This is a genomic window from Sphingobacterium bambusae, assembly GCF_033955345.1.
Taxonomy (GTDB): domain Bacteria; phylum Bacteroidota; class Bacteroidia; order Sphingobacteriales; family Sphingobacteriaceae; genus Sphingobacterium; species Sphingobacterium bambusae.
Genome location: NZ_CP138332.1, coordinates 4,214,679 through 4,231,371, shown reverse-complemented (window position 1 = coordinate 4,231,371; position 16,693 = coordinate 4,214,679). Strand labels below are relative to the sequence as shown.

Sequence of the window (16,693 nt, the reverse complement as noted above, 5' to 3'; positions counted from 1 at the left end):
ATCAACATGTATTTTGTTAATGCGCCCTTTTTTTTGCGTTGGTTTTACCGCAAAGTCACGTTTAACAAATCGAGAAAGGATAAAAAAATATACCTTACTTTCGATGATGGCCCTATTCCGGAAATAACGCCCTTTATACTGGACACCCTTGCACAATATGATATTAAAGCGACTTTTTTCTGCGTGGGCGAAAATATCCTCAAGCATCCAGCTATCTTTCAACGTATGCTGGAAGAGGGACACAGCGTAGGCAATCACACGCACAACCATCTTAGAGGTTGGGATACAGACGATGATGCCTATATCGAGAATATAGCCACATGTCAAAAGCTCACAAAAACGAATCTATTTCGTCCCCCTTATGCTCGCGTAAAGAAATCGCAGCTTCGGCAGCTATACCCGTATTTCGAAGTCATTTTTTGGGACGTTCTCTCAGGCGATTTTAATGTCAACCTAAGTCCCGAACAGTGTTATCGAAATGTTATCAAGCACAGTCGGAATGGATCTATTATCGTTTTTCACGATAACATCAAGGCCATTCCACGGGTGAGCTACGCCCTACCACGTGTAATCGATGAACTACTAAAAAGGGGATTCACTTTTGATCAACTGGAAACCAGGGTGAAAGCCTAGTTGCCCTCCGTTTCCGTGATTACCTCCTCGGGAATACGCAGTCCAAACTCTTTCACAGAGGCCACCGAAAAGTAGCCCAATGCGTTATTGGAAATATTGGAGGTAGGATTGCCCGGTGCCGCGGTACCCGGATTAGTAGATTGAAATTCGTTCCAATAGTCGAAAACCCGACGATCGATACAGTAACGTCGAACAACGATGCTATCTCCTGGCAGCATATCCGTATCCAAGTCGGATATCTGATGGGTTACATAAAGACCGTCATTAAACTTATCATTCTGGGCACTAGCAAATCGAAATCCAGCACTATTGATCGAAACATCATATTTGTAATAATTGGCCACACCTGCAGGATCCTGAAATTTGAATGTAGCAAAGTAATAGGGATCGCCGAAGAGCGTTTCCTCCAAGATTCCTACAGAATCCACTTCTACAAAAGGAGGCATAACGCAGTTAGCCTCAAAAACCTCGCCTTCCACATTTACCAGCAGATCGTAGCTCCTATGGGCTGCCGGTCTAAAATTGCGATTGATATAGTAACCGTTATCCTCGTAGGTAAAGGTATATACTCGGCCACGGTTATCTGTTACAGAAACTTCTGCATCTGCTACGGGTCGTGAGCCAATAGATTCTGTAAAAGCTACGGTTTTGGACACGCGGATGCGTTGTTCTGTAGCTAGGTCCGACAGCTGCGCTTCGATCACCACCCGCGGATCCGCGTCATTGAGATCAATATCGATCACTTCCTCACAGGAAGTAAACACGAAAAAAAAGGCTGCTATATAGAGATAAAATGTTGCTTTCATGTTTCTGTTAAAATTTGAAGTTCCAAGTAACCGAAGGAATAATACCAAATAGGGCAACCTGATACGCTTCGGTAGCATTTGGTGTCGTTTCGCTGTCGCGGAAATCGATGATGTAAGCGTTCCTTCGGTTGTAGGCGTTGTAAACGCCAAAGGTCCAGCTAGAATTGAAGCGTTTATTTGCTTTTCGAGGTTCGTAGGTTGCAGACAGATCCAGACGGTGGTAATTAGGCATACGATAGCCGTTGCGCTCCGTATAATAGAACATCGACCTACCGTCTACTTCATACTTGCCACTTGGGAAAGTCACTGCATTTCCGGTGTTAAATATAAAGGTAGCGCCCAGCGTCCAGCTTTTAGAAAGCTCATACATGCCCACCACGGATAGATCGTGCGTGCGATCCTGCCGCGCGCTGAACCAGTTCCCATTATCTATTTCATCAAATTTACGCTCACTTTTCGCCAAGGTATAGCTAATCCATCCGTTCAATTTACCTACATTTTTCCGGAAATACCACTCTAGTCCATAAGCGCGGCCTATCCCAAAAAGCAGCTCACCTTCCAAAAGACGGTTGGCTTGCAGATCGGCTCCGTTCCGAAAATCTATTTGATTTTGCATGTACTTGTAATAGGCTTCCATAGAAAACTCATAGCCATTGTCCATAAAATTGCGGAAATATCCGACAGCGCCTTGGTTGGCTATTTGAGGTTTGATATTCAGGCTGCTGACCACATATTGATCGGTAGGCAGGCTAGATGTTGTATTAGTCAGTTGGTGTAAATTCTGTGCAATCCGGTTGTATGAAGCCTTTATACTACTCTGATCATTCAACAGAAAGCTGGCCGAAAAGCGGGGTTCCAAATTGAAATAATGCTTGGCTACACGTGTTCCGTAAAACGTTTCACCCGTATTTTCGCCATCGGCATCAAAGTCGTAAAATGTTCCAGGCCCCATCACCATAAAGTCATTTACGCGTAATCCATAGATTACCGATAAGCGATCCAAGGGCTTCCATTCATGTGATACATAAGCTGCCAAATCTATCCCTTGCCGCGTATCCACGGTTATGGAATTCACATTGGAGCTTCGCGATGCGTTTAAACTTGCAGGCTGTATCGACTGCCGCAATACATTCAAGCCAAAACGGATGGTGCTATTGGTATTTGCATAGTAGGAAAAGTCCTGCTTCAGGTTCCAGTTAAGTATCTTGGAGGCAATGCTAAAATCGGTATCATCGCTCGACACCTGTACATTGTACGTAAAATCACTGTAGATTAGGGACGTGTTGCTAAACAGCTTGTCATTAAAAATATGGTTCCAACGCACCGTTGCTGTTGCATTGCCCCAATCAAAACTAAAAAGGTCGGAATAGCCAAGATCATCTTTCCCGAAATACCCAGACAAATACAAGGTATTTTTGTCATTAAGTTTGAAATTAAGTTTGGCATTGAGATCATAGAAATACAGCTTGCTCTGATTCACATCTTGATCATTGGACAATTTAAGAAACATGTCCGCATAGGTACGTCGACCACTGATCATAAAAGAGCTCTTATCTTTGACGATAGGAGCTTCGATCTTCAAGCGCGAAGCAATTAAGCCAATACCGCCCTCCGTGGAAAACCGTTTTTGGTTGCCATCCATCATGGCAATATCCAGCACCGATGATATACGCCCACCAAACTGGGATGGTATGCCGCCCTTATAGAGCTGCACATCTTTAATGGCATCCGAGTTAAATGTCGAGAAAAAACCCAGTAAATGGGATGCATTGTATACTGTAGCCTCATCCAATAGGATGAGATTTTGGTCAGATCCGCCACCACGCACGTAAAAGTTGGAGGTGCCCTCGCCTCCACTCTGCACGCCAGGCAAGAGCTGTATAGTTTTCAAAAGATCCTTTTCGCCAAATAGCACCGGCACATTCTTGATCTCTTCCATCGTCATATTGAAAGCCCCCATTTGCGCATCGCGCACATTTCCATCTTTCTTTTTTGCCGAAACAACGACCTCGTCCAAAAGGTTATCCAAAGGCTTAAGCTCGGCATTCAAGCGCCTGCTGCTTTGGAGGTTCAGCTCTTCGACCTTTGTTTCATAGCCCACATAACTGAGCTGAATTTTATGTATGCCTGAAGGAAGTGAGAGCGAGAAAAAACCATAAGCGTTAGTACTGGTGGCATGTACATTATTTTCCGTGGAAACAACCGCTCCAATCAGCGTTTCACCCGTATTCGCATCACGCAGCACCCCACTAAGTACGACGTCTTGTGCGAAGGCCTGCATACTACACAGCAAGCAGGCTGCAACAACAATAAATCTTATCATAAGGGCGCTTTACTTTGTTTTAGATTGCGTAAGAAAGCATTGATTAAAAAAAGCCATTTGATAGTCGATGGACCGCGACCAATAATTCCAGTCGTGCCTACCGGGCATGGCGAGATAATGATGAGAAATGTTTAAATAATCCAGTTTCTCATGCAATTTGTTATTGACGCCGAAGAAAAAGTCTTCCGTACCACAATCGATGAACAGCTGTAACATGCCCGGCTGCACCAAATGCGTGAGCTCCATTACGGTATGCTCATCCCAAGCGCTTTTGTTGGCATCATAGGATCCCAATCGTTGTTTCATATTCCAATTGTTCGGAAACGGTCGGATATCTACCCCTCCCGCCGTGCTTCCTGCAGAAGCAAAAAGATCTTGATGACGAAATGCAAGATATAAAGCACCATGCCCGCCCATGCTCAATCCTGTTATTCCACGGTGCGCACGATCAGCATTGATCTTGTATTTGCTTTCTATAAAAGGAATCAATTCCTTAATCATGAAGGTCTCGTATTTATAATTTTGATCTTTTGTATCCCAGTACCAGCTATCAAATCCGCCATCTGGACAAACCACGGCGTAGCCATAACGATCAACCAATTCCTTCAGCTGCGGAGCATTATTCACCCAATTGGAATAGTTGCCGGAATAGCCGTGCAACAAATACAATACAGAACGAGCCTGTTGCTTTTCAGGTAACACAACAACCGTTTTAATGGTTTTATTCATACCGACGCTGAACACCGCTACGGTATCTACCTGTGCAGCCCTGCTATGTCCAAAAACTAGAAAACTGACAACGAATAAAAGGATATTCTTCATTATAAAAGGATAAAATATAATATAAACTATGCTGATTACTTCCCGGACAGCATTTGATAGCGATAAAGATACGCATCTAAGCCCAAGGGGCGTTCACTGACCGTGTAGAAAACATTATTTTCTAGGCCAAAACAAATAGCTTCGCCTTGCGGCTCGGCTTGGTACGACAAGGTATCGGGTTCTTGTTTAAATACATCAACAATATCTTTGTTCGCTTCGCGTCGCCATTGGAATACCTGGCCAAGGTTTTTGAGCAGTATCCGGCTTCCATCAGATGAGATATCCGCCGCAGTAATAAATGTCATGGGCAGGCTTGACGTACGCCTTAGCACCAAGGTATCACCATCCTTTGCCTGCTGAAAGTCAATTGGATATACACCAACTTGAAGATCGCGTTTGGAGATCAGATAACCTTTTAAATCATGCGGATCCACAAAGATAGCCTCCGCATCGCGCGGCCTATCGGCATATTGTAGGTTGATCTTTTTGATCTTCGACCGCGGAATCGAAAGACGTGATTGCCCTGCTTTCCACTCAGGTTCCTCAAAAATATACAATTGCACACTAGAGCGCCTTCCACGGTTGTCGCCAATATCCGCCAACAACAGATACGATCGACCATCTTTCTTGAACCAGGCAATATCTTCCGTATCAACAAGATCCACTCCCTCTAATCGTACAACGCAACGAAGTTTTGCCTGCTTATCAATCAAAAAGATCCGGGCACTGTCGCCGCTATCATTATGCGTCCAAAAGAAAGATGGATCTCTACGGGAGTTAACTAAACCAGAAAGTTCATTCAACCTGCTATCAGTTATTTTTCCCAAGGATACCCTATCCGTGCCAATATCTTGTGCAACGACAAACAGAACGAGCGCGGAGAAAAACACGCAACTCAAAAAACGACTAACCATGCAATGAAAATAATAAAACTTAGGAAATATCCATATGGATATAACGTTTGTTTTAAAAAATCTATATGGTTAGGACAAAAAAAAGCTATTGATAACAAAACGTTAACACAAACGGAGGGAAAAAATCAGATTTAACAGAATTTTCACCGAGCAAAACTGCAGGCTCACCGACTACAGCACAGTATTGACCTAATTGGGCTTGAAACGACGGGCGGAAGCCGCTAGATTCGATAAAGAAATCAGCACATACTAACGACATTCGTTATGCAAAAACTCATCATCTCTTTCCTTGCCGGACTTGCGCTTGCACTTTCCAACTACAGTATCGGAACAAACGGTCAAGCGCAGCATGTCCATTCTAGTTCACAAACAAAAAAGCCGGTTTCCTCCGAAACCAGCTCTAATCAACATATCTTAAAATCTTAGTTATTTTATTGAAAGGCTGCCACCAAACGAGGAAACTGCGTGTTATCTCTGGCTTTTAATTCGAATAGGCGACGATAGAGATCCAAAATAACAAAAGCTTCAGCCTCTGCGCCTGCGCTGTTGTTCATAAACAATTTGAACGAGTATGTTCCATTTTTAGAAAGATCAACAGCTTGTTTGTTGGATGAAAAAACAAGCGGTGCAATGACCGACGTTGCCATGCCGCTTTGCGCTGGAGATTTGTAGACCTGACCTAGTGCTTTTACAAATGCATCGGATTGACTGCCGATCGTCGTAAATTTGATAACACCGGTTTTGAAACCATCTTTTTCATCCGGGTTACCATCTGCCCCAACACCCGCAGGGATATTTTTCGACACTTCAATTTTCATCCCTACCGTATCGGCATCATGCAAAGACTTCGCTGTATAAACGATTGTTGAATCCGTTTCTTTGGCATCCGCGAGATACAGATACAAAGAAGGATTGTCACTGTCGTTCCCAACGAATTGTCCCAACGTTGCTGCGTCGGCGGTAGCCTTACTATCTTTATTTGACGAGCCCCCACAACTACCTAAAAAAGTCGCCGAAACCATGAGCACGGAGGCAGAGATTATTATGTTTTTCATACGTTAGCTATTTATTTATGGATAACAATATACACATCTAATTGTTTTGTTAGCGCAGTAAAGCATCATACAATATTTCAACGGGGTGGTAGGATTTACGCTGTGCTCCGTCTTTAATTTGGTGCCTACAGGATGTACCGGCTGCGGCGATGACCGTCTCTGCTGCGGCAGTACGGACAGCAGGAAGCAATACCAGCTCTGCCACGCGCATCGAAACTTCGTAATGTTCTTTTTCATACCCAAATGAGCCCGCCATACCGCAACACCCGGAGGGGATCAACTCTACCTGATAGCCCTTCGGAAGGGAGAGTATACGCTCGGTATACCCAACCAAATGAAATGCTTTTTGATAGCAATGCCCATGGAGTTTAATATGCTTTACATCTTGGTGAAAATGTGCCGACGATATATGTCCAGCCTCCATTTCGCGTACCAAAAACTCGTCGATCATCACCGCATGCTTTGCCAATTCACCAGCTTTCGTACGGTTTGTTTCATCCACCAAATCCAAGTATTCATCACGAAAAGTTACAATAGCCGACGGCTCGATTCCCAGCAAAGGCGTCTCTTCCGAAACCAATGGATGCAGCAAGGTCACATTCTTATTCGCTATCTCTTTGGCCTTTTTCACAAATCCTTTAGAAAGATAAGTACGCCCGCTCTCTAAGTGCTGGGGCACAATAACTTCATACCCCAAAGCAGTGAGTAGTTTATAGGCCGTAATACCTATTGCCGTATCGTTGTATTCAGTAAACTCATCACTGAAAAGATAAACCTTACGCCGTGCCGAAGAAACTCGACGCTGCTTAGCAATCCATTGAGAAAGTGTCGTAAAATGCACATTGGGCAACGATCGCGCTGCTGCAAATCCTGCGATTCTTTTCACCATACCCGCCAATAAAGGCGTCTCTACAATCATGTTGTACAATGGCGCTACATAAGAACCAAGCTGTTGGCTTTTGGTAAAATTTGCAATCAAGGATGATCGAAATGATGCGCCATGTTCATCATAGTAATGCTGTAGAAACTCCGCCTTCATTTTGGCCACATCAACCCGAGAAGGACATTCGCTTTTACAGGCTTTACAGCTCAGACAAAGATCCATCACCTCTTTGATTTCTTCATGATCAAAACGATTGCGCTGCGTAGAATTCGTCAAAAATTGACGCAACATATTTGCTCGGGCACGTGTCGTATCCTTTTCATCGCGCGTAGCCATAAATGATGGACACATCGTTCCTCCGGAAACCTCCGTCTTACGACAATCACCTGAACCTGAACACTTTTCCGCCAAACGCAATATACTCTCATCCTTTTTAAAGTCGAAGTAAGTAGGAATATCCGATCCCTTGTAGGTCGTATCATAGCGCAATGCTGTATCCATGGGCGGCGTATCGACAATTTTATTAGCATTGAAAATACCACAAGGGTCAAAGATGCTTTTTGTCTGTTTTAATAGGGCGTAAACCTGCTCGCCCAACACCTTACCAATAAATTCCCCACGCAGGCGACCATCACCATGCTCGCCGCTTAGCGATCCGTTGTATTTAAGCACCAAATCCGTCGTCCGGTCCAAGATGGTGCGGAAGGTACGTTTTCCTTCGGCTGTCTTCAAGTTAACGAAGGGCTCGATATGCAGCTCGCCAGCTCCAGCATGTGCATAATACGAGGCATGCACCCCCTCTTCCGCAAGAAGCGCTTGCACGTCCGCTACGTAGGCTGGCAGATCTTCGGGCGCCACGGCACAATCCTCGATCAGATTTACTGGCTGCTCATCACCCGGTAAATTCCGTATCAAGCCCAGTCCGGCCTTGCGCACATCCCACACTAGATTGGTTTCTGCCATTCCTGTCACAAAGGGGTAGGCATAGCCCAATCCCTTATCTTTCATATCTTGAATCAATGCAGCAGCCTTTCTTGCGAGCTCCTCTTTACTTCCTGCCCGAAACTCAACGATCAGCAGTGCCTGCGGATCGCCTTCCAAGAAAAATCGATTATATTGATAAGTCGGGTGGCCAACGGTAAAGTCCAATATATATTTATCTACCAGTTCGGACGCTTCCGGTTGGTGCGTCAGCGCCAGCACGTTACCGTGCATACACTCGATCATATCCGAAAAATGAATACAGACCAAACCAATCTCTTGAGGCGGCAGAGGCATCAACTTTAATTTGGCTTCCATAATAATACCCAATGTCCCTTCCGATCCTGCTAACAGCTGACATAAGTTAAAAGGCTTATCGCTATCGATCAAAAAATCTAGCGCATAGCCTGTATTTCGGCGACTCAGCGTCTTCTTCGGATACCCCGATTTTATAGCCTCTACATTCGCATCATTACTCAGTAAATCATTCAATGCACGATAGATTTCGCCCTCTCGGCTAGTGGAAGCCAACTTTTGAAAGAGCGATGCGCCATCCAAAGGTTCAAACTGTACCTCGGAAGCATCATCTAGCATAACTGTTGCCTGTAGCAAATTTTGTCTTGTATCTCCCCAAACGATCGAATGTAATCCCGAGGAATTGTTGCCAATCATTCCACCAATCATTGCGCGGTTGGCGGTGCTCGTTTCAGGGCCAAACATCAAACCAAAGGGCTTAAGATAACTGTTTAAGTCGTCCCGAATTACCCCCGGCTCCACACGCACCCAACGTTCCTGAACGTTTAGTTCCAGCACTTGGTTAAAGAAGCGAGAAATGTCCAACACGATGCCCGAACCTACAACTTGACCAGCCAATGAAGTTCCCGCAGTACGCGGGATAAGCGTAATACCTGTATCACGTGCAAAGGAAATGAGGTGTTTTATATCTGCTTTTCCACTGGGTATCGCAACGGCGAGCGGCAACTCTTGGTAAACAGAGGCGTCCGTAGCGTAAGCCAAACGCATAGTTTGGTGTTTTGCAACGGTAGCATCATAAAACAAATCACCCGCAAGTAGGTCAGAAAGTTGGCGCAGCTTATCTATTATTAGCACGATTTTAGTATTTTTATAGAAGCAAATCTACTTAATTGCTGGATCAATCCCCAAGTCTTTGCGTTATTTAACCTTATTCTAAAATAAAAACGCACAAAAAGGCATTTCAAAACAACTCAAATGGAATAATATTCTAAATAAAATATTCACAATAGAATATTATTCAATAATGATTATAAAATTTTGAATATAATTCTTTAATGATTAATTTTGCAGCGTTATGGCAAAACTTGAATATAATCTCGATCAGATCGACTACCAGATCTTGCGTATTATGCAGGATAACGCGCGTACAAACAATGCTGATATAGCGCGAGAGCTTGGTATGGCACCGTCTGCTATTTTAGAGCGTGTCAAAAAGTTAGAGCAGAAGGAGGTGATTTTGCAATACAATGCAAAAATCAATCCCCATGCACTCGACCAAAAGATGTTATCTTTTATTTTCATCAAAGCTCAAGATATCATCGGCGTACAAAAGGTCGGTTTTCTGTTGGCAGAAATCCCGGAAGTACAGGAGGTACACGACATTGCAGGTGATGACGGTTATTTAATCAAAGTGCGTACGAACGACGCTGCTGGGCTCGTTGATTTAATGCGCAACTCACTAGGGAAGATCGAAGGCATCATTTCCACACGCACGACGATCGTTTTAGAAACTGTAAAAGAAGAACAAAAGTTGGTTATTCCAACAAAAAAATAAAATGAAAACACAGCAGCAAGGGACACCAGCAACAGCGAGCATCGTTTTCGCCTATTTGGTGGTATACATCGTATGGGGATCTACCTTTTTCTTTATTGAAAAGGCGCTAGAGAGCTTTAGCCCTTTTGTATTGGGTTCTATCCGTTTTTTTATTGCGGGCACACTTCTGATGAGCTACTGCTGGGCGCGCGGCTATAAATTATACATCAAATCAGCTGTTAAAGACGCCCTTTTCATCGGTTTTTTACTGTTGTTTGTGGATATGGCCGCCATTATTTGGTCAGAACAGTACATATCCAGCGCGATCGTCACCATCCTTTCTTCTGCTGCTGCCATATGGTTTATTCTTTTCGACAAACCGAAGTGGAAACAAAACTTCTCTAGTCCCCCGATCGTTATCGGTCTCATTTTTGGATTTTTGGGCGTGTGCATGCTGTTTGCGGAGCAGCTCTTCACGGACGACGCGAACGAGCAGCATCAAGATATGAAATTGATAGCCATGATCGTCCTTATGCTGGGCACCATCGGCTGGACCGTTGGATCCTTGATTTCCAAATACAGCAAAGAGAAGCGGGATCGGGAGAGTAAAGGCGAGCAGGAAGATCTGCACGTGATGGTGAAGACAGCTTGGCAAATGGTATCAGCCGGTATTGCCTTTACCTTAGTAGCAGTACTAAGCGGCGAATATGCCCGTTTTGATATTGCGTCAGTACGACTTGTCGACTGGGGAGCGATGGCCTATTTGGCAACGATGGGCTCCATCTTGGCTTTTGGGAGCTATATTTGGCTATTGCAGCATCGGCCAGCGACAGAAGTTAGTACCTATGCTTACATCAACCCCATCGTTGCGTTAATTTTAGCTCATTATTTCACAAGCCATCACGTCAGTGTACTTCAAATCGGTGGACTTGTTGTTGTTTTGCTCAGTGTATTACTTATGAATTGGAATCTCTATCGAGACAATAAGAAATTCAAAGTTTACAAAAGAGCAAAACGCATAAAAAAACTACGGGAGATGGCCCCCAAAAGCAGTATCCCGCGAATTATTGAAATCGCGCAGTTCAACAGTAAGCATGAGAAAAAGAAAACAACGGATCAATAACATTGCGCTATTGATCCTGTTTTAAATTTATTTTTTCAAGAAGCTGTAGCACTTACTTTCTTCCTTGCGTATTATTTGCAAATTAACGACGCATGAAAAAGTTATCTATACAATCCTTTATTTGCCTGATCTTGGGCATCATGACACTGAGCAGTTGTTTGAAAGACAATGATGATTATGTACGTCCGCCGCAAGGCTTCATGACATTCATCAATGGCTATTCTGAAATGGAAAGTGTCTATTTCCGTACGTCAATCGGCACGCTACCTTTGGCATACAAAAGCTTCTCTGTAGCCAGCATGTTGGTGGGCGAAAGAAATCTCTCGATTTTTTCAAACAACGGAAATCAATCATTAGTAGACACCAACCTCGTTATCAAAGACAGCACGGCATACTCATCCATTATTTACGGAAATGCAGACAATGCTAAATTTGCATTTATCGAAGACAAAAGTGTCGCCAACCTCGGTGAACAAAGTGCATGCAGATTCTTAAATCTAGCGAATGGCATAGGCAACGTAAACCTATTCTTAGGGTCCGAGTCAACAGCATCATTCCCCAATCGTGCGGTGGAAACAGGAACAAGTGCGGTCAGCAACCAAACATTTGTCGCAAAAACCAGCGGCAACATCCCCTTAAAGATTACCGATACCGAAGGTAATACTATTGCGAGCAGAACAGATTACACTTTTAGAAAAGGTTATTATTACACTATCATATTAATTGGAACAAAAGATGATACCGCAACACCGCTATACCTTGGTGTTGTAGCACATTAAATGTAGCAAAAGATAAAAAAGCTTCCCCAATTGTAAGGTGAAGCTTTTTTTATTCAACAAAAATCTTCTAACGATTGCTTCGCGCTATTGTTCATAGAAAAAAGTACCTTTACTTGATATTATGAACAACCATGCGCATCAACCAACTTATTACTCTTTACGGTTTCTTCTTTCTCTGTTTACCGATCGTTTCAAAGGCCCAACAAACGGTTGATTTACTCATTACTAATGACAGCCTTGTCAAACGCGATAGTCAATATTTTGAAGATCGCCGCAACGCAGCAGTTACCGCCTATGCATTTGAACATTTCGATGAGTCTTTGGAAATTATCGAAGACTACCTCAACTATCTTCCAAATGATAGCATCGCTAAAAATTTACTATCGACAATTTTTATAAAAAAGCTGAACGCACAAAAAGACGCAAAAACTAATTTTACACAATTAGCAGCCTGGACAAAGAAGTATCCTTTTATTGCTAGCGATGAAAAGCTTCGGAAGATCAAAGTAATCGAATCACTACGCCTGGCTATGGCGGCATTCGACTCCGGCAACTATTTACTATCGGAACAATTTCTCACGATTATCGAAGAAGAAATAAGCAAAAGCAAGGAAAAGAAGCCTCTTTTGGCTCTCAGCAACTTACATACATTGATATTCAACCTTGGTCTCAAACGCTATCTAGAGAACGACCCTCGTGCAGCTTTAAAATTATTCGATATCGGTAAAAAACGCTATCCTAATGACCCCGAGATGGGCAAAATGTACCTCAAAGCTAAAGCTAAAATTTCCAATTAACCCTACGCTAGCTAGTTAAAACTAAGAAAGGCTTGAAGAGCTATGCTAAGCCCGTTGCCATGTCCTTGCGTATGCAAGCATACATTTCCAATAGAATAGCAATGGATAATTTTTGTTCTGTGTAAAAATCCGTATTTTCGTCCTCAATTTTTTCGAGTACTTAGGGAGCAACTATGCAGTTAACAAAATTAGAGATCAAGGGTTTCAAGAGCTTTGGTGACAAGATCACCATTAACTTCAATGAAGGCGTTACGGCCATTGTAGGCCCTAACGGTTGTGGAAAGTCCAACGTAGTTGATGCTATTCGCTGGGTATTGGGCGAACAGAGCACGCGCATGTTGCGTTCGGAAAAGATGGAGAATATTATTTTCAATGGAACGGTAAACCGTAAACCAGCGAATCTGGCCGAGGTATCTCTCACATTCGACAACAATGCCAACCTACTGCCTACGGAATTTTCGACGGTCACCATTACCCGTAAACTTTATCGCAACGGCGACAGCGAATATCGTCTGAACGACGTTAAATGCAGGCTCAAAGATATTACAGATCTCTTTCTCGATACCGGCCTAGGCGCAGACTCCTACTCCATCATCGAGTTGAAAATGATCGACGAGATTATCAACAACAAAGAGAATTCTCGGCGCAATTTATTCGAGGAAGCATCTGGCATTTCCAAATACAAAGTTCGTAAAAAACAAACCTTAGCGAAACTCAAGGATACGGAGGGCGACCTATCACGGGTAGACGATCTGCTATATGAGATCAACAAGAACTTGAAACAACTGGAAACGCAAGCAAAAAAAGCAGATAAGTATTTCCAATTGAAAGACGAATATCGCGAAGCCAGCGTTGGTCTAGCCTATTACCGACTAGACGGTTTCAGTAGCGATTTGGAAGGCATAACCGAGCAAGAGCAGGCGCAACAAGCACTTATTCAGGAAAGCACAACAATTATCGCCAGCAGTGAGCAACAGTTGAAAACATTACGTGATGACATCCTTTCAAAAGAGAAAAATCTAGCTACACAACAGAAAAGCACAAACGAATACGTCAATAAGATCCGTTCTTACGAATCGGATAAAAAGATCAAAAATGAACAGCTACGTCACCTGCAAGATAAAGAAACAAGGCTAACAACGGAGCTGAATACAGACAAAGCACAGCTGGAACATGTTGTACAAACACTAAAACGCATCCATGAAGAATTGTTCCAAGAGCAATCTACGTTGGATATTTACCAACAGGACATAGCAAAAAATAAAACAGAGGTGGACGAGCTACGTACGCAACAGGTGTCGGCGCGTGCCAAACTCGATGCCTTTACCCAACAGAGCGCCGTTCTGCAAAACAATATCTACACCTTGGAGAAAGAGATCGCCGTGCTCCACATCCAACAGGATGCCTTACAACAAGAGTCGCTACGTACCGTATCTGATGCCAGTAGTAAAGAGGAAGAACTTACCGAATTTAATGTAGCCGTAGCCGATCTTGAAGAACGTGTAGAACAGCAACAAGAGCAATACGATGCGGCTGTACGTGCTGAAGAAAGCCTACAGCGCGAAATACAGGGGATCGAGGAAGAATTGACCGAGACGCGCAACCAAATCAATCGTGAGTCGCGTTTGGTGGATGCCAAGCAGAATGAATACAGCCTTACCAAATCGCTTGTGGACAACCTAGAAGGCTTTCCAGAGTCGATCAAGTTCTTACGCAAAAACGCAGGCTGGAAAAAATCATACCCCTTATTTTCCGACATCCTCTTCTGCCAAGAGGAATATCGTGTGGCGATAGAAAACTACCTAGAGCCTATCATGAACCACTACGTGGTGGAAAACCAACAGGAAGCCGTGCAGGCAATCCAGTTGTTGAGCGATGCCTCACGCGGGCGGGCAAACTTTTTTGTGCTCGATGCTATCCAATCGGCCGACAGCCAGCCGCATGTTCACCCATCGGATCGGCTCATGCCAGCGCTAGCTGTCATCAAAGTAGACAAGAAATACAGTAATCTGTGCGAGCAGCTATTAAAGCACGTATATCTCTTAAAACCAGAAGCTGCAGACAGCCTAAGCGACCAGCTCCCTAGCGAAAACATCGTTGTGCTTCATCCAGAAGGAAAGTTCTCCAAAACCATGCTCGGGCTGAGTGGTGGATCGGTGGGGCTTTTTGAAGGAAAACGTATAGGCAGGGCTAAAAACCTGGAAAACCTGAGCAAAGAGATCAAAGAACTTAATCAACAGATCGAAGCTTTGCAGGGCAAGGAAATGGATGGCGTGGATCGATTGGCAACCTTGCGTATCTCTTCACAAAAAGATTTGATAGACGAGTTGCGCAACCTACTTAACCGCCTGAACAATGAGCTTATTTCGGTAAAGACGAAGCAGGAGCAATATCAAGCCTTCATTACGAACAGCCAAAATAGAAAGCAGGATATAGAAAATAAAGTTAGTTTGATCAGTGAGCAGCTACAGCAAGCCGAGCCGCAGCTTGTGCAACTGAAATCAGAGAGCCAAACGCACCAGCAAGAGATGTTGGAGCTGCAGGACGCCTATGCGGAAATATCCGATATACTCAACGAAAAATCTACGGTTTTTAATCAGGAGAATATCCGATTCCACCAGCAGCAAAACAAGGTTTCCAGTCTACAGAAGGATGTGGAGTACCGAGAAAGCCAACAGGAAACTTTCGAATCGCGCATGGAAAAAAACAGCTTGGAATATGAGCAGGTGAAAGTAGACATGAAACATGCGCAGTCCTTCACGGACAACAATGACGAGGATCTTACGGCCATGTATACACAAAAGGAGGCCTTGGAAAAAGGATTGCAGGAAATCGAAGACGATTTCTTTGCAGCACGCAAAATCGTTATAGATCTGGAAGATCATATCGCACAATCACGGCGCAACAAAGACCAAAATGACTTCCTCTTGTCGGAGCTGAAAGATAAGAAAAACGCGCTGCAACTGGAGCTCAACAGCCTTAAAGAACGTTTAGCGGTCGAATTTAATATCGACCTTCAAGAATTACTACAAAACGAAACACCCGAAATCGAACGCTCACAGGCCGAGCTGATCGAGGCATGTGACAAGCTAAAAAAACAATTGGATTCCTACGGCTCTATCAACCCTATGGCCAAAGAAGCGTATGATGAAATGAGTGAACGCCACAGCTTTATTACCAAGGAGAAAGATGACCTTCTGGAAGCAAAGGCAACGTTAATGGCTACAATCAGCGAGATTGACCAAACCGCCAACGACAAATTTATGCATGCCTTCAACACGGTACGTGAGAACTTCATCCATGTCTTCCGTTCCTTATTCAATCAGGAAGATTCCTGCGATATGGTATTAACCGATCCCGCGAACCCGCTAGAATCTGATATCGATATCATCGCCCGCCCGAAAGGAAAACGTCCGCTATCGATCAATCAGCTGTCGGGTGGTGAAAAAACCCTTACCGCTACGGCGTTGCTATTCTCCCTTTACCTCTTGAAGCCCGCTCCATTCTGTATTTTCGATGAGGTCGATGCTCCGTTGGACGATACAAACATCGATAAATTCAACAATATTATCCGCGATTTCTCTAAAAACTCGCAGTTTATCATTGTTTCGCACAATAAACGCACCATCGCCAGCACTGATATTATCTACGGTGTAACGATGGTTGAGCAAGGAGTTTCACGCGTTGTCGCGGTAGACCTGCGTGATGTAGCCTAAGTAAGATTTTACAAAAAAGAGATTGCCAGAAGTTCGTTGCAATCTCTTTTTTGTGAACGTTGTGTGATCAAA

General features: G+C 43.8%; 13 protein-coding genes. 7 read left to right on the top strand and 6 right to left on the bottom strand.

Annotation, left to right across the window (positions count from 1 at the left end; genetic code table 11):
* Positions 1-6 precede the first annotated feature (6 nt).
* Positions 7-633 (top strand): polysaccharide deacetylase family protein, encoded by a 627-nt coding sequence (locus SCB77_RS17560; RefSeq protein ID WP_320183297.1) that lies wholly within the window; start codon positions 7-9, stop codon positions 631-633.
* On the opposite strand, the gene SCB77_RS17555 is transcribed toward SCB77_RS17560, so the two are convergent.
* The 4 genes from SCB77_RS17555 to SCB77_RS17540 are packed head-to-tail and all read right to left on the bottom strand — an operon-like array spanning position 630 to position 5,498.
* Positions 630-1,439 carry a DUF4249 domain-containing protein gene (locus SCB77_RS17555; RefSeq protein WP_320183296.1) on the bottom strand — a complete coding sequence of 270 codons (810 nt, stop codon included), beginning with the start codon at positions 1,437-1,439 and terminating at the stop codon, positions 630-632. The genes SCB77_RS17560 and SCB77_RS17555 overlap by 4 nt on opposite strands.
* Before the next feature lie 7 nt (positions 1,440-1,446).
* Positions 1,447-3,762, bottom strand: a complete 2,316-nt coding sequence (locus SCB77_RS17550; RefSeq protein ID WP_320183295.1) for a TonB-dependent receptor — start codon at positions 3,760-3,762, stop codon at positions 1,447-1,449.
* Positions 3,763-3,771: 9 nt separating this feature from the next.
* The gene (locus SCB77_RS17545) at positions 3,772-4,584 is read right to left on the bottom strand and encodes an alpha/beta hydrolase (protein WP_320183294.1); all 813 of its coding nucleotides are present in this window, start codon (positions 4,582-4,584) and stop codon (positions 3,772-3,774) included.
* A gap of 35 nt (positions 4,585-4,619) precedes the next feature.
* Positions 4,620-5,498: a hypothetical protein gene (locus SCB77_RS17540; protein WP_320183293.1), complete on the bottom strand. Its 879-nt coding sequence runs from the start codon at positions 5,496-5,498 to the stop codon at positions 4,620-4,622.
* Between the two features lie 264 nt (positions 5,499-5,762).
* On the opposite strand from SCB77_RS17540, the gene SCB77_RS17535 reads away from it, so the two are divergent.
* A complete protein-coding gene (locus SCB77_RS17535; RefSeq protein WP_320183292.1) occupies positions 5,763-5,924 on the top strand; it encodes a hypothetical protein in 162 nt (53 codons plus the stop codon).
* A gap of 5 nt (positions 5,925-5,929) precedes the next feature.
* Here the strand turns inward: SCB77_RS17535 and SCB77_RS17530 are convergent, their stop codons facing one another.
* Complete coding sequence (locus tag SCB77_RS17530; RefSeq protein WP_320183291.1) at positions 5,930-6,553, bottom strand: hypothetical protein; 624 nt, start codon at positions 6,551-6,553, stop codon at positions 5,930-5,932.
* Between the two features lie 49 nt (positions 6,554-6,602).
* Complete coding sequence (locus SCB77_RS17525) at positions 6,603-9,527, bottom strand: FAD-binding and (Fe-S)-binding domain-containing protein (RefSeq protein ID WP_320183290.1); 2,925 nt, start codon at positions 9,525-9,527, stop codon at positions 6,603-6,605.
* 220 nt (positions 9,528-9,747) lie between these two features.
* Between SCB77_RS17525 and SCB77_RS17520 the strand changes: the two genes are divergently transcribed.
* The 5 genes from SCB77_RS17520 to smc all read left to right on the top strand — a co-directional run bounded on the left by SCB77_RS17520 (position 9,748) and on the right by smc (position 16,621).
* A complete protein-coding gene (locus tag SCB77_RS17520; protein WP_320183289.1) occupies positions 9,748-10,227 on the top strand; it encodes an Lrp/AsnC family transcriptional regulator in 480 nt (159 codons plus the stop codon).
* A gap of 1 nt (position 10,228) precedes the next feature.
* The gene (locus SCB77_RS17515) at positions 10,229-11,329 is read left to right on the top strand and encodes a DMT family transporter (protein ID WP_320183288.1); all 1,101 of its coding nucleotides are present in this window, start codon (positions 10,229-10,231) and stop codon (positions 11,327-11,329) included.
* A 92-nt stretch (positions 11,330-11,421) separates the two neighbouring features.
* On the top strand, positions 11,422-12,108 hold the full coding sequence (locus SCB77_RS17510) for a DUF4397 domain-containing protein (protein ID WP_320183287.1): 687 nt from the start codon (positions 11,422-11,424) through the stop codon (positions 12,106-12,108).
* Positions 12,109-12,239: 131 nt separating this feature from the next.
* Positions 12,240-12,905, top strand: coding sequence for a ribosome maturation protein SBDS (locus SCB77_RS17505; protein WP_320183286.1), 666 nt, complete (start codon positions 12,240-12,242; stop codon positions 12,903-12,905).
* A 173-nt stretch (positions 12,906-13,078) separates the two neighbouring features.
* Complete coding sequence (gene smc / locus SCB77_RS17500) at positions 13,079-16,621, top strand: chromosome segregation protein SMC (RefSeq protein ID WP_320183285.1); 3,543 nt, start codon at positions 13,079-13,081, stop codon at positions 16,619-16,621.
* Positions 16,622-16,693: the final 72 nt, after the last annotated feature.

What these genes read in the sequence shown, in the direction of transcription:
- SCB77_RS17560 (WP_320183297.1), top strand. Translation starts at nt 7, where the DNA reads ATGTATTTTGTTAATGCGCCCTTTTTTTTGCGTTGGTTTTACCGCAAA.
- SCB77_RS17555 (WP_320183296.1), bottom strand. Translation starts at nt 1,439, where the DNA reads ATGAAAGCAACATTTTATCTCTATATAGCAGCCTTTTTTTTCGTGTTT.
- SCB77_RS17550 (WP_320183295.1), bottom strand. Translation starts at nt 3,762, where the DNA reads ATGATAAGATTTATTGTTGTTGCAGCCTGCTTGCTGTGTAGTATGCAG.
- SCB77_RS17545 (WP_320183294.1), bottom strand. Translation starts at nt 4,584, where the DNA reads ATGAAGAATATCCTTTTATTCGTTGTCAGTTTTCTAGTTTTTGGACAT.
- SCB77_RS17540 (WP_320183293.1), bottom strand. Translation starts at nt 5,498, where the DNA reads ATGGTTAGTCGTTTTTTGAGTTGCGTGTTTTTCTCCGCGCTCGTTCTG.
- SCB77_RS17535 (WP_320183292.1), top strand. Translation starts at nt 5,763, where the DNA reads ATGCAAAAACTCATCATCTCTTTCCTTGCCGGACTTGCGCTTGCACTT.
- SCB77_RS17530 (WP_320183291.1), bottom strand. Translation starts at nt 6,553, where the DNA reads ATGAAAAACATAATAATCTCTGCCTCCGTGCTCATGGTTTCGGCGACT.
- SCB77_RS17520 (WP_320183289.1), top strand. Translation starts at nt 9,748, where the DNA reads ATGGCAAAACTTGAATATAATCTCGATCAGATCGACTACCAGATCTTG.
- SCB77_RS17515 (WP_320183288.1), top strand. Translation starts at nt 10,229, where the DNA reads ATGAAAACACAGCAGCAAGGGACACCAGCAACAGCGAGCATCGTTTTC.
- SCB77_RS17510 (WP_320183287.1), top strand. Translation starts at nt 11,422, where the DNA reads ATGAAAAAGTTATCTATACAATCCTTTATTTGCCTGATCTTGGGCATC.
- SCB77_RS17505 (WP_320183286.1), top strand. Translation starts at nt 12,240, where the DNA reads ATGCGCATCAACCAACTTATTACTCTTTACGGTTTCTTCTTTCTCTGT.
- smc (WP_320183285.1), top strand. Translation starts at nt 13,079, where the DNA reads ATGCAGTTAACAAAATTAGAGATCAAGGGTTTCAAGAGCTTTGGTGAC.